This is a genomic window from Leptolyngbya sp. FACHB-60, from assembly GCF_014695775.1.
Classification (GTDB): domain Bacteria; phylum Cyanobacteriota; class Cyanobacteriia; order Phormidesmidales; family Phormidesmidaceae; genus Nodosilinea.
On sequence record NZ_JACJOX010000035.1, the window covers coordinates 1 to 13,730 of the forward strand.

General features: G+C 51.4%; 8 protein-coding genes. 5 read left to right on the plus strand and 3 right to left on the minus strand.

Annotation, left to right across the window (positions count from 1 at the left end):
• Positions 1 to 308: 308 nt before the first annotated feature.
• A complete protein-coding gene (gghA, locus tag H6F57_RS14025) occupies positions 309 to 2,852 on the minus strand; it encodes a glucosylglycerol hydrolase (protein WP_190632144.1) in 2,544 nt (847 codons plus the stop codon).
• Positions 2,853 to 3,348: 496 nt separating this feature from the next.
• Between gghA and H6F57_RS14030 the strand changes: the two genes are divergently transcribed.
• From H6F57_RS14030 to H6F57_RS14045, 4 genes are read left to right on the plus strand one after another with little or no spacing between them, the layout of a single operon-like run.
• Positions 3,349 to 4,125, plus strand: a complete 777-nt coding sequence (locus H6F57_RS14030; protein ID WP_242025078.1) for an HAD-IIB family hydrolase — start codon at positions 3,349 to 3,351, stop codon at positions 4,123 to 4,125.
• Positions 4,122 to 5,651: a glucosylglycerol-phosphate synthase gene (gene ggpS / locus H6F57_RS14035; protein ID WP_190632146.1), complete on the plus strand. Its 1,530-nt coding sequence runs from the start codon at positions 4,122 to 4,124 to the stop codon at positions 5,649 to 5,651. The genes H6F57_RS14030 and ggpS overlap by 4 nt, the downstream gene beginning before the upstream one ends.
• 59 nt (positions 5,652 to 5,710) lie before the next feature.
• Positions 5,711 to 7,375 carry a glycerol-3-phosphate dehydrogenase gene (glpD, locus tag H6F57_RS14040; protein ID WP_190632149.1) on the plus strand — a complete coding sequence of 555 codons (1,665 nt, stop codon included), beginning with the start codon at positions 5,711 to 5,713 and terminating at the stop codon, positions 7,373 to 7,375.
• A 31-nt stretch (positions 7,376 to 7,406) separates the two neighbouring features.
• Positions 7,407 to 8,384 carry an NAD(P)H-dependent glycerol-3-phosphate dehydrogenase gene (locus H6F57_RS14045; protein ID WP_190632151.1) on the plus strand — a complete coding sequence of 326 codons (978 nt, stop codon included), beginning with the start codon at positions 7,407 to 7,409 and terminating at the stop codon, positions 8,382 to 8,384.
• Positions 8,385 to 8,428: 44 nt separating this feature from the next.
• On the opposite strand, the gene H6F57_RS14050 is transcribed toward H6F57_RS14045, so the two are convergent.
• Positions 8,429 to 8,884, minus strand: coding sequence for a nuclear transport factor 2 family protein (locus H6F57_RS14050; RefSeq protein WP_190632153.1), 456 nt, complete (start codon positions 8,882 to 8,884; stop codon positions 8,429 to 8,431).
• Positions 8,847 to 9,134: a hypothetical protein gene (locus H6F57_RS14055; protein WP_190632155.1), complete on the minus strand. Its 288-nt coding sequence runs from the start codon at positions 9,132 to 9,134 to the stop codon at positions 8,847 to 8,849. The genes H6F57_RS14050 and H6F57_RS14055 overlap by 38 nt, the downstream gene beginning before the upstream one ends.
• Positions 9,135 to 9,735: 601 nt before the next feature.
• On the opposite strand from H6F57_RS14055, the gene H6F57_RS27595 reads away from it, so the two are divergent.
• Positions 9,736 to 13,701 carry a PAS domain S-box protein gene (locus tag H6F57_RS27595; protein WP_190632156.1) on the plus strand — a complete coding sequence of 1,322 codons (3,966 nt, stop codon included), beginning with the start codon at positions 9,736 to 9,738 and terminating at the stop codon, positions 13,699 to 13,701.
• The last annotated feature ends 29 nt before the right edge of the window (positions 13,702 to 13,730 follow it).

Below are 13,730 nucleotides of genomic sequence, written 5' to 3' on the forward strand. Positions count from 1 at the left end.
CAACGTCTCAAACCTTGGCTTGAGGTGTTTGCTATTCCTGGATTGCGTCATGGCTTGTATCGGCTGATGAATTGCATGCATCAGTTTCGGGCTAGTCCACTAGCTATTCAGGTAAAAGTTGCCTGAACAATCCTTTTTGCTTAACGAAAGTGACTAAAGAGGGATAACTTGTTGACTATTAAAAGAGTAAGCGTGTTTTGTGCTAGCGATCGCGAGTCTTCTTCAAAGAGTCTTCGCGATCGCACTCAACTGCCGGTCGCTAACACAAGCCACCAGGTTTCGTCTCAAGGTTACCTTTGGTGAGCGAGTTACGACTTGACTATTTTTTCCAGTAATACCCCCTGGCTGTCTCGGAGTTCAAACGCGCGTAAGCTTTCGACATCGTCTTCTAAATTGAGACCCGGCGTTTGCAACGCCACCCGCCACTCAGTCAAGTCGAGTTGCAGCCAATCTGCCAGCGTCACGGTTAGGGGCGGCCCTCCCATGTGGGTGACCATGGCGACAGAGGGCAAAGTATCGTCAACGTCTTCACTGGGCTGGGTGCGTAGCCCGTAAAACAGAGTGCTCTCTTCGTCGCTAATGCGATTAAAGCGATCGCGTTCACCCAAGTTTTCTCGCAGCCAGGGATGGGTAACTCGATACTGACGGAGTGCCCCATTAAACACCACCTGCTCTGGCCTGAGCTGGTCTGCCCAATGGCCCACTTTGGCAAAATCGTGGCAGTCCTCCATGAAGGCTTTAGCAAAGTCCTTGAGTTTGGCCACATCCAACTGCTCCAAAAACGTAGACCTCGCTTCGATTTCCTTTGCCTGTTGCAGTCGAGGGTTGGCGCAGTCCAGCACTTCACCATCAAAACAACGCCGACAAGTCTCTGCCACACTTTCTAAGTCGTAATCTGACTCCACCATGGTGACTTGCAGAGCTTTGACAAAGCGACGCAGCTGCTCCAGCTCCGCAAAACCCATGGCCTTCAACCGTTGAAAGTGACGGGGTTGCTCATAATACTCAGGGGTCACCTGCCAGTCCAAAAAGCCAACTTCTTCGGAGACCACCTTGACGCCGTAGCGCTCATCAGAATTGCGAAAAAATCCCCACGCCCCGCGAAAGTTAGCATTGAGAAAGTCCATGGGCAGCCCCGGACTAAACCCATACACCCACAGCTTAGTGGCTGGGTTGTCGTAGGCATTTTTGAGCACTGCTTCTAGGGTGTCGCCTAGGTGCCAGTTGATTGGCCCTTCTGGATCAATTTGGTTGCCGCGTCGCACAGTGTCGTGGTTGGCGCAGCCCGTAATCCAGCGATCGCCTTGGCTCATCACCTCACAAACCCGTCGCCATTTCTGATCCCAAAAATGTTTCAGCACTGGCGTATTGTGAGCAAAAATTAGCGGCCCCCACTGATACGACTCAGGCCGCAGATCAATTAATTCTCGATAGCGGGAGATTTCTTCCCAGCCCTCTTGGGGCCAGGGGCGACCATCCTCAAAAATGGTAAACATGAGGCGCTGGTAGCCCCCGATGTCCTGCACCACATCGCTCATCGCTAGAAGGTAAGCATCGTCGTGTTCCACAATGCCAGTCAGTGGGTTGAAGAAACGAAAGTCTTGACCGCCATCTACCCGAATGCCATCCGCCCCAGTATTCAGCTTGCGCCGCTGCATTTCCAGCAAAATTCCCCGCACCCCTGGCAGCTGGTGATTCAAGTCCTGGCCATACATATTCGGGCCTTTGAGGAAAGGCGGGCTGATCAAAAACTGACACTGATTGTCGGCGTGACCATAGACCAGATCATAAATTACCTGAATCGGGCCTTGGGGAAAGTTGTGCAGCTCTACAATTAGATCAATCAGTTCATCTGGCCGCAGACTGCCCAGCAATGCCGGATTGATCGCGGCAGAGCCCAAAATCGGCACATCATACCCCCAATTTTGGGTGGTGGGCTTGCGCAGCGTGATCGGCACCTCTTGCGCTTCAGCCGGTAGTTCGTCGTGGGTGACATCGGTGTTGTCAGCCCACAGGGCAAAGAATTCATGGGCGATGTTGTTCTCGTCCCAGCGATATTCAACCGGGGGTTCTACGGGCAACAGTTGAATGGCGTCATAGCCGATGTAGTTTTGCTCAGCTAGGGTGAGCGGCTCGTTTTGACGCAGCTTTTGGGCAATTTGCCGATAAATTTGGGTCAGCCCCTCCAGCGTCCCCACCGCAGAGGCGGTATTGATGTGCAGCTGCAAAATGCAGTGGGGTGCGGACAGTCGCGGCGGCGGATTTTCGATATCTGAGGCCAGTTGACCGGGTGGTGCTCCAGTTTGGGCACCCGTTTGGCAAAAATACGTTAGATCTGCTCGCTGGCGCTGCACCCGGTCCATGTCATACAGCTCGGCAGGGGCAAAGATGCCGTAGGGCATGGAATGAGCCAGCACATCCCGCAGGGTGTGAATCTGATTTTGGCGATCGACATAGCGCAACCAGTAGAAACTCCCGGCCTGCTCACGGGTGCCAGGGCGCATGCCCGCAACGACCCCCCAGGTATATTCGCCTTGGTGAGCTAGGGATATGCGCTCTCGTTGCCAGCGAGTGAGTTGTTCCTGCGCCCGAAAATCAATCGGTTCTAGGGGGGTGAATACCTCCAGGTAAATACTGCGATCGGACTGAATGACTTCAGCGGTCAGTTCCGGTGTCCAGAACCCTACCTCAGTCAGCCCATTGGCTTGATAGTGGGCACCTAAGCGAGTGGCTAGGGTTTGCGCCTTGTGAAAAAAGGTGGCATTGGATTCAGTGACATCTGTGGCCCAATCGAGGAGAGCCTGGGTCGCATCTTCAACTAGAGTGAGTTTAGAGAGTGTATCAACTAGCACGCTACTTTAATTTTTTAGAGTACAGAGGAATTAGCCAAGTTGGGGATTTCGCCCCTCAGCCTAGCAGATTCGTTCTAGCCCCTCAGCCCTGCCCTAAAATGTTGCCTGAAAATCCTCCAAAAGAAATATTTTTGATTGATTCAAGGCGTTCGTTAACACCTGAATGTGCGTGAATCGGGGTGTATTCTCGCCTTCTTGTGATAGAGAATACCGTCAAATTTGCTCTGTGCGCTGCTGTCGATTCCCCCTTGGGGTAGACAAATTGAAGGATGGTATTCTATGCTTCGTGTGGCGACCATATAAGTTTTTCATCTATTAAAGGCTCTAAAAGGCTCCGACCTTGAGTGTTTAAGGCTGAAAGACCAGTGCACGCTTGATCTATCAGCGTGCGTCCACTGATTTTGATAGGACCTCCAAAAGGTGATCTACCTTTTGGTGCCCAGAGCCAACTCTGAACATCCAATGTTCAGGGCGATGATTGCTGGGTTTGTTGTAAATGGAGGGCTGCAAATCGCAGCGCGAGTCAATTTTGAAAGCCGACTATCCATTGGTATTGGCAACGGATTTAGATGGAACTTTTTTAGGCGGTACAGACCAAATGCGGTCTGAGTTCTACCAGTATTTGCAACGGCAGCGCGATCGCATGTTGTTGATCTTTGTGACTGGTCGGGATTTAGGCTTTATCAAGCGGCTCTGTGACGATCCAGAGTTTCCCCGTCCTGACTACATCATCGGTGATGTAGGCACCACCATTGTCCACGGTAAAACCTTCGAGCCACTGCACGAGGTGCAAAACTGGGTAACTGAGCGCTGGGGCAACGCCAACGATCGCATCAAAGCCATGATGGCCGACGAACCGGGCCTCACCCTGCAACCCGTCGCCACCGAGCGGCGGGTGTCGTACTACTACAAACCGACAGAGTTACAGCCCAGCACCGTTCAGAAAGTGGTCGATGCTGGGTTTGACTGCATCTTGTCCGCCGATGTCTACCTCGACGTTATGCCGAAGGGCATTGCCAAAGGCCCAACCCTCCTCAGGTTAATGGAGGTGTTGCAGCTCAAGCGTGAGAACGTGATTCCGGCGGGCGACACCCTCAACGATTTGTCATTGTTTGAAACCGGATTGAATGCGATCGCAGTGGGCAATTCCGAGCCCAAACTCGTAGAAAAAATCCAGACCATGGACAACGTCTACCACAGCCCCCACCCCGGCGTTGCCGGTATCTGGGACGGCATCAAAGTTTATGGCAAACACCAGGAGCTAGTCGCATGAAATCATCCCTTGTCATTCTCTACCACCGCGAACCCTACGACGAAGTCGTCGAAAATGGCAAAACCTACTATCGCCCTAAAAAAAGCCCCAACGGCATCGTCCCCACGCTGAAAAGCTTTTTTGCCAGCGTCAATCAAGGCACCTGGGTGGCTTGGAAGCAAGTCACCGCCAAGCAAAAAGAAAACTTCCAGCAGCACGTCTCCCTCGAAGGCGAAGCCAACTATTCCGTGCGGCGGCTTCCCCTAACCGCCGAGCAGGTGAAGCACTTTTATCACATCACCTCGAAAGAGGCCTTTTGGCCGATCCTGCACTCCTTTCCCTATCACTTCACCTACGAATCGTCTGATTGGGAAAACTTCCAGACCATCAACCGCCTGTTTGCCGAAGCCGCCTGCGAAGAAGCTGCCGACGATGCCCTAATCTGGGTGCACGACTACAATCTGTGGCTGGCACCTCATTACATTCGCCAGCTAAAGCCCAATGCCCGCATCGCCTTTTTCCATCACACCCCCTTCCCGTCTGTAGACATTTTCAACATCTTGCCCTGGCGAGAAGCTATCACAGACAGCTTGCTCTGCTGTGATATTGTCGGGTTCCACATTCCTCGCTATTCTGAAAACTTCGTCAATGTGGCCCGCAGCCTCCGAGAAGTCGAAGTAGTGCAAAAAAGCGCGGTGCCCAAGCATATTACCGCCGTGGGAACCGCCCTGGCCGAACCGGAAATGACCACCCAATTGCGCTACAAAGGGCAGCTGGTCAACATTGATGCCTTTCCTGTCGGCACCAACCCCAAGCAAATTTTGGCCGCCATCCATCATCCCGACACCGAGAAACGGCTAGCCGAAATTCGAGAACAGTTGGACGGACGCAAACTCCTTATTGCCGCCGGGCGAGTCGACTACGTCAAAGGCAACCGACAAATGTTAGAAGCCTATGGTCGGCTGTTAGAGCGGCGTCCAGAACTGCACGGCAAGGTGGTGTTTGTAATGACCTGTGTCACGGCCGCCACCGGCATGCGGGTCTATAAAACTGCCCAGAGTCAAATCGAGCAGCTGGCCGGGAAAATCAATGGTCAGTTTGCCCAACTGGGCTGGACACCGATTCATCTGTTTACCCAACCCTTGCCCTTTGCAGACTTGATCAGTTACTACCGCGCCGCCGATGTCTGTTGGACCACGCCGCTGCGGGATGGGCTCAACCTAGTCGCCAAAGAATACATCGTGGCCCAGGAAGGCAAAGCCGGAGCGCTGGTGCTGTCTGAGTTTGTGGGTGCCGCCGTGGAGCTACCCGAGGCCATTTTGACCAACCCCTACTCTATGGATTGCATGGATAAGGCCATTGACTTGGCTCTAGACATGCCGGAGGTCGAGAAAAAGGAACGCATGGCCAAGATGTACGCAACGGTCACTAAATATGACGTTGAATACTGGGCCAACCGACTGCTGCAAATGTTTAAACAGTCCCAAAGTATAGGTGCAAACGCCCGTACCACGGTTTCTGGAGCCGGTCTGCCCAGCGGCGACTAATCTCTGACGGGGCTAGAGGCATTTGCTTCCTAGCCCCTTGCTCTCCATTTCAAGCATCCATGCCAGATTTACAAGCAATTCACAGTACAGTCTATGACCTGATTGTCATTGGGGGCGGCATCAATGGTGCGGGTGTTGCCCGCGATGGCGCTCTGCGGGGGCTAAAAACTCTGCTGATTGAGAAAGGGGACTTTGGCGGCGGCACCACCAGCTGGTCAAGTCGCCTGATTCACGGTGGGCTACGCTATCTGGAATATTTTGAATTTAAGCTAGTCCGTGAATCGCTGCGTGAGCGTGAAATTCTGCTCAAAACGGCCCCCCATCTGGTGCAGCCTATCCAGATGACCATTCCGATCTACGGCAGCGGCTCCCGCAGCTACTGGGAAATTCAGGCTGGCATGATTTTGTATGACATGCTCAGCTTTGATAAAACCCTGCCCCCCCACCGCATGTTGTCACCCCAAAAAGTGGCGCAATTGTTCCGAGCGGCGAATCGCGACAATTTGAAAGGAGCGGCTCAGTTTTACGATGGCCAGGTGGTTTATGCCGAGCGGCTCTGTCTAGAGACCCTGCTTTCGGCTCAAGCGGCTGGGGCAACGGTGCTCAACTATGCACAAGTTGTTGATTTGCAGGTGACATCAAACCGCATCACCGGGTTGACAGGTCAGATGGTGCACAGTGGAGAAAGATTCACCGTTGAGAGCCATGAACAAACGATGGTGGTCAATACCGCTGGCCCATGGGTGGATGAGGTGCTGGGATTGGGCAAAGGCATCCGGGCCGATCGCAAAATTGGCGGTACCAAAGGTAGCCATATTATTGTCGATCCGTTTCCGGGTGCACCAGCGACAGCGTTCTACGCAGAAGCGGCGGCAGACGGGCGGCCCTTTTTCATTTTGCCCTGGCAGCGCCAGTATTTAATTGGTACTACCGATCATCGCTACGATCGCGAACTAGATCACATCAAGGCCGATAACGCTGAAATCGACTACCTGCTCGCTGAAACCAACCATATCTTTCCCTGTGCTCAACTAGGGCGTCAAGATGTTCGCTTTACCTATTCTGGTGTGCGGCCTCTGCCCTACAGTGCGGATGAGAAACCCAGCAGCATTACCCGCGATCACGTTTTATTTGACCATCACCGGGAAGGGGTGAACAACCTGATCTCTTTGATTGGCGGCAAGCTGACCACCTTCCGCCAGGTAGGCGAAGAAATGGTTGAGGCCGTCTTTCGCAAGCAGGGTCGCACGGCTCCACCCAGCCCGACCCGACATCAACCCCTGCCCGGTGCTCTAGATCTCAATGATCCGCACATTGAGGCCACGATGGTGGAGTATCGCTCGCGCCTTCCTCGTGCCACGCTCTATCACCTGTTTACAGTCTATGGTCGACGAGCCGCTGAGGTGTTGGCCTGGGTAGACAAACATCCGGCGCTGGCGGAACCGATTGTCCCCAACTTGCCCGATATTAAAGCGCAAGTGGTGGTGGCAGTCGAAGCTGAGTTTGCCCAAACGCTGGTAGACATTTGTCGCCGTCGCACCCTGCTGGCCATGCAGGCAGACTATGGATTTGAGGCCTTACCAGCCGTCACAGAAACGCTCAAAGACTACTGTGGCTGGAGTCAGGCTAAGTGCGATCGCGCCGTCAACCAATACTGCCAATACATGGAAGCCAACTGCTGGGCAGACTACGCCCTGCCCAGCGCTGTCACTGTTTCAGAATAGCCCCTTTGACCTTTTTCTCCCTCCCAACCCTATGATCGCTATTTCTCCTTTGATGGCACCTGCTGCCAAATCTACTGACACTGTTTCTATGACTATCCTGGGCGCCGGGGCCTGGGGATCGGCACTTGCCACCTTGGCCAGGATGAGTGGTCATCAGGTCAAAACCTGGTCTCGTCGTGGGCAGCTATCCCTGGCTGACAGTGTGGCTGGGGCAGACGTGATTGTGAACGCAATTTCGATGAAAGGAGTATCCGAAATGGTCCTGCGGCTCCAGCAGGTCAAGATCTCCGAGTCGGCGGTTTTGGTTAGCGCCACCAAGGGCTTAGATCCAGAGACGCTACGTACCCCGTCTCAAATTTGGCAAGCTTCGTTTCCCGATCATCCCATTGTGGTCTTGTCCGGGCCTAATCTATCCCAAGAAATTGAGCTGGGAATGCCCGCAGCTACGGTCGTCGCCAGTGAAGATCAGGTGGCAGCAGCAACAGTGCAAAAACAGTTTTCGTCTGAAAACTTTCGCGTCTATACCAACTGCGATCGGCTTGGGACAGAGTTGGGCGGCACACTCAAAAATGTGATTGCGATCGCAGTAGGGGTCTGCGATGGCCTCAGACTGGGTGACAACGCCCGTGCTGCGTTGGTGACGCGGGCTTTACCCGAGTTAATTCGAGTTGGCACCCACCTAGGCGGACAGGCCGAAACATTTTTTGGCCTGTCTGGGTTGGGAGACTTATTGGCAACCTGCACTAGCCCTCTAAGTCGGAACTATCAAGTCGGTTACCAACTGGCCCATGGCAAATTTCTAGAGCAAATTTTGATTGACCTCAATAGCACTGCTGAAGGGGTCAATACTGCCAACGTTTTGATCCAACTGGCCAACCAAGAGCAGATTCCAGTCCCCATTTCCCGACAAGTGTTTCGTCTACTCAATAGCAAAATCACCCCTCAAGAAGCTGTAGAAGCGCTCATGGAGCGAGACTTAAAATCTGAAAACTATGACGAACTGATTTAAAGAGCACCTCGATTAATTAATATTGCATGCTCTTGGTCCTATGCCTACGCTACGCTATCTGCATTGAAAGATTGACGCAAATTTTGTGTGCCACCCCATGCCTCAAGGGCGGGAATGGGATTCCAGTATTCGCGATAATGAATGATCTTGCCTTCTTTAGTTTCCAGCCGCATTACATAATCTTGCTGATAGTGATGACCTGTAGAAACAATGACGGCTTCTCCATGAACCTCAGCAAATAGAACATAAGGATTTGACGTTGGGTAGATCCGGACGTTGGTAAACACCAAATCTTGCATTTGTGCTGGCACATCTTTGATATAGTTGTAGATGGCTTCTTTGCCTTCTAATCGGCCTGGTGTCGTGGAAGCATAGGGAAACTCAACGACTGCATTTTCGGCAAACAAATCTACCCAAGCTTGAACATCCTTACCCACAAGTGCTAAATGAGCGGCAAAAGCTTCAGCCGTCTGTCGCTCTTGGTTTGGTACTGGTTGCATTGAATTCTCCTGAAAGCTGTTGGATATTGCCAAAGTGAATATCCGGTGTACTTTGCTCCGAGTAAATTGGAGGCGACTGCACTGAGAGCAATGCGATCTCTCCTAATGCTTTCAACGTCGCTGCTTGAGCGTGCGTTAATCCAGTTGCACCTTGAATATTCATGCCTTCAAGCATGGAACCGTGCAATTTACTTGATCGATCCATTTGTATGACTGTTTGCACAAATTCAATATAGGGGGTCGCCTTCAAGCTGTCGCCTACAGCAAGTTAAATTTTTTACAGTGCAAATTGATAGATTAACCATGCCATCGCGGAGTAGAAGGCTAGCTCTAACTTAAGTTAGAATCCGAATTTGATCGAAAGTACATTCATACAACCGATCGACCATCAATGTCTGAATGCAAAATCCGGTAGCGGTATCCCACACCTTTGATGCGGGCGACACTTGTTTGCCCCCGGATGAAGCGGTTGTCACTACAAGCTATTGCCGTGAACCGACGACGACAGACCCTAGCTGCCTTAACGCTTCAGCAGTACGGCTCTCGATTCTGAGGCCTCATGCAGGTCTGCGATGCATTGCATTTTTTTCAACGGTAGTCTCATGTAGGTTATTCTGGACTGTGACCCTGGGGCGTGACCGTTTTCTGTCTCTCAGGGCTTTGAGCAACCGAAATTGGCAATTTCGTAGCTGCGATTTAACAGGTACTACTCATCGCCAAGGAGTTCTATGGTTGCCTTACCTAAGTTGCCATTCATGGCAGAATCTATGAGAGTGTCTGCTCCCTAACCTATCAAAGTATCCAAGTATTGAATAGACATAACGCTTCACCTTCACAGGAGTATTGATCCGATGGGGATGAAAATGAGGATGAGTTCGTCGATCAATAATCTTATTGATCTGCCTAACAAGCTACCGCTGCGAGTCGTCCTCATTGTGCCTCTGATGCTGCTACTGACGGGGGCAGTTGGAGTTGTCGGTTATCTTTCATTCAGAAATGGCCAGCGGGCGGTCAATCAAGTTGCGACCGAACTCCAAAACGAGATTCTCCATCAGATCAAGGACAAGTTGGGCGATTACGTCCAGGTGGCTCACGACATCAATCGTTTGAATGCGATCGCACTGGCCAATGGAGACATTAATCCAGACAGCGCCGCCGGAGAGACGGTGTTCTGGCAGCAAAATCAGATTTTCCCGACGGCGAGTTTCGTTTACTGTGGCAACGAAAAGGGAAATCTGGTGGGCGTGGGCAAGATGACCAATAAAGTTCACCTGCAAACCTGGGTTGTGAATGACTCCACAAACCATATCCCTTACTTTTACGGCCTGGACGATCAGGGCAATCGCAATCGCGAATTTGACAAAGATGCCAAGCCGTTTGATGCTCGCGTTCGCCCCTGGTATAAAGCGGCAAAGGAAGCCCGTCAGCCCACCTGGAGTTCAATTTATTTAGGATTCACGACCCACTGGCCCGCGATCGCCACCAGCATCCCCGTCTACGATTCTAGTGGTAGGACGTTGATCGGAGCCTGCGGCATTGACTTTTTGCTGCCTCAGGAAATGAGCCAGTTCTTGAAAAGTTTAAATATTGGCAAAACTGGCAGCGCATTCATCATCGAGCGTTCAGGAACGTTGGTATCCACGTCTACGGCTGAGCCCATTGTTGAGAATACAGGCGACGATAGCGAGCGATTGTTGGCCAATCAAAGCAGTAATTCAACAATCCGGGCAACGGCTGACTTTTTGGAACAGCGTTTTGATGGCTTTGATCAGATTCAAGTGGCGCAGCGACTGGCGTTTGATATTGACGGGGCACGACAGTTTGTGCAGGTTGTGCCCTTCCAGGATCGCTACGGGTTGGACTGGCTGATTGTGATCGTGCTTCCAGAAGCAGACTATTTGGGACAAATTCAGTCAAATATTCGAGATACGCTGCTGCTATGCGTTTTAGCGTTAGTGGCAGCGCTTATTTTGAGTGTGTTAATGGCTCGCTGGATTACCAGACCGCTGCTGAGCTTGAATCAATCAGCGCAGGCGATCGCCGATGGTCAATGGAATCAAACGGTCAACATTAAGCGGTCCGATGAACTGGGAAAACTGGCAAACTCCTTTAACCAGATGGCCCATCAGCTGCAAACGGCCTTTTTGGAACTGCAGACCCTGAACCAAAACCTGGCTGAAAATGAAACCCGCCTCCAAGCCTTTTTGGAATCGCTGCCCATTAGCATTTCCATTTTGGATGCGACAGGCCACCCCTACTATGCGAATCAGCGGAGATTTCAGATGCTGGGGGAAGCCATTGATCCGACTGTCTCTTCCGATCATCTGGCCGAAGTATATCACCTGTACAGGGCGGGCACGAATCAGCTCTATCCGAATGACCAACTGCCCATTATCCAAGCGTTGAGCGGTAAGCATACCCGAGTTGACGATATCGAAATCCACCAAAACGGTCAAACTATTCCCATTGAAGTCTGGGGAACCCCCATCTTTGATAAACAGGGAAATGTGGCCTATGCGATCGCTACCTTTCAGGACATTACAGAGCGCAAACAAGCCGAGAAATTCCTAGCCGACTACAACTGCACATTAGAGCAACAGGTTGCAGAACGAACTGCTGCGTTACGACAAAGTGAGGCCAATTACCGCAACCTGCTACAAACCGCGAATTCAGTCATCATTCGCTATGATCCGCAAGGACGGATTCACTACATCAACGATTATGGGATGAAACTCCTAGGTTATGAAGAACATGAGATTGTAGGGCGAACCTTATTTGAAACCATCATTCCAGACATCGAAACCTCTGGACGCGATATGAGACCCATGGTCCGTGATTTACTTCGTAATCCTCAATCGTACCCGCAAGGCGAAGGTGAAAATCTGTGTCGAGACGGCCGGCGAGTTTGGATGACCTGGTCGAATCAAGCCATCTTCAATGACCAGGGAGAGGTCGTTGAAATCTTATCGGTGGGCAACGACACCACCCAGCGTAAACAAGCAGAAGAGGCTTTACAACGCAGTGAGGCCAAGTTCCGCAATATCTTTGAAAACTCGCAGGTTGGCATCTACCGAACCCGCCTCTCGGATGGATTAATTCTCAATGCCAATCGATGCTATGCCAATCTGCTTGGCTTTGATTCACCGGAAGAAATCATTGGGCTGGAACACACTATAGGCTATTTTGTAAATCCCAGCGATCGCCAACACGCCATTAAGGTGATGAAGCGGGATGGGGAACTGCGAAACTTTGAAGTCCAGATGCGAAAACGGGATGGGACAGTATTTTGGGTACTTTCCTCTTGTTATTTGAATGCAGACGATGACTACATAGAAGGGGTGATTGCGGATATTAGCGATCGCAAACAAGCAGAAGCCGCCCTGCGTGAAAGTGAGCAACTGTTGGATGTGTCTTTCTCCCAATCCCTTGACGGCTTTTTCATCATGATGCTTGATCAGCCAGTGCAATGGGATGACACGGTTAATAAGGACAAGGTCTTGGACTATGTCTTTGGTCACCAGCGGGTTACGAAAGCCAATGATGCCATACTCGCTCAGTATGGACGTAGCGAAGAGCAGTTTATTGGTTTCACCCCTAACGACTTGTATGCTCACAATCCAGCCTACGGCAAACAAGGGTTAGCCTACGGCAAACAGGTGTGGCGGGAACTTTTTGATGCTGGGAAGCTACATATCGAAACGGATGAATGCAGATTGGATGGGACTTCAATCTGGATTGAGGGGAATTATAGCTGCCTTTATAACAGTCAAGGCAGAATCATTGGTCACTTTGGGGTACAGCGGGACATCAGCGATCGCAAACAGGCAGAAGCCGCGCTGCAAGCCTCTGAAGCAGAACTGCGAGCGCTCTTCTCAGCCATTCCCGATCCGCTGTGTGTTTACAATGCTGAAGGGCAAGTGATCGACGCAATCCCAGGAAATCCATCCTATGGAGAGGAGTATATAAAGGAATATATTGGTAAAACACTGCATCAACTTTATGCCAAGGAACAAGCTGATGAATTCCTGAATTATATTCAGCAGGTGGTGAAAACCCAACAAGTACTCACCGTTGAATACACTGAATGCCAGTGGATAGCTGGACGAGAAGTCTGGTTTTCGGCTCGCATTGCCCCGATTCGGCACGAACAGGTGATTTGGTTGGCGCGAGACATTACGCTGCAAAAGCAAGCAGAAGCAGCCTCAATTTTGGAAGAGCGCAACCGCATGGCGCGTGAAATTCACGACACACTCGCTCAGGCGTTTACAGGCATTCTGGCTCAGGTAGGTGCTGCAAACCAGGTGCTAACGGATGATGTAGAAGCAACTGGGGCACACCTAGACCTAATCAAAGAATTGGCGCGAACTGGACTGTCTGAAGCACGGCGATCGGTCGTCGCGCTGCGTCCTCAGCTTTTGGAAGAAGGCAATTTACAGAGCGCTCTCCATCGTCTCATCGCTCAAATCAGAACTGCCGCAATGGATACCACTCTACATTATGAGATCGAGGGGGCAGTGCATGCTCTCCCCACTGAAGTCGAGAATAACCTACTCCGGATGGGGCAGGAAGCATTAACCAATGCGATTAAACATGCCAATGCTGACGAAATTCGAGTGGAGCTAATCTACGATCGCGATCAGGTTTGCTTGCGTGTGAAAGACAATGGACAGGGCTTTGGCGTTGGAAGTATTCCATCCTCTGAAGGATTTGGCTTACTCGGCATGAGTGAGCGAGCAGAGCGCATCGGCGCACAACTGACGATTAGGAGTCAACCCGGGCAAGGAACAGAGATGATTGTCACTGTCAACCGGGAGTAGCATCACGATGAGCCAAGCCACAACCATTC

Bases quoted from the DNA above. Each gene is read 5' to 3' on its own strand.
- H6F57_RS14050 (WP_190632153.1), bottom strand. From the start codon at position 8,884: ATGCAACCAGTACCAAACCAAGAGCGACAGACGGCTGAAGCTTTTGCC.
- H6F57_RS14030 (WP_242025078.1), top strand. From the start codon at position 3,349: ATGGAGGGCTGCAAATCGCAGCGCGAGTCAATTTTGAAAGCCGACTAT.
- glpD (WP_190632149.1), top strand. From the start codon at position 5,711: ATGCCAGATTTACAAGCAATTCACAGTACAGTCTATGACCTGATTGTC.
- H6F57_RS27595 (WP_190632156.1), top strand. From the start codon at position 9,736: ATGGGGATGAAAATGAGGATGAGTTCGTCGATCAATAATCTTATTGAT.
- H6F57_RS14045 (WP_190632151.1), top strand. From the start codon at position 7,407: ATGATCGCTATTTCTCCTTTGATGGCACCTGCTGCCAAATCTACTGAC.
- ggpS (WP_190632146.1), top strand. From the start codon at position 4,122: ATGAAATCATCCCTTGTCATTCTCTACCACCGCGAACCCTACGACGAA.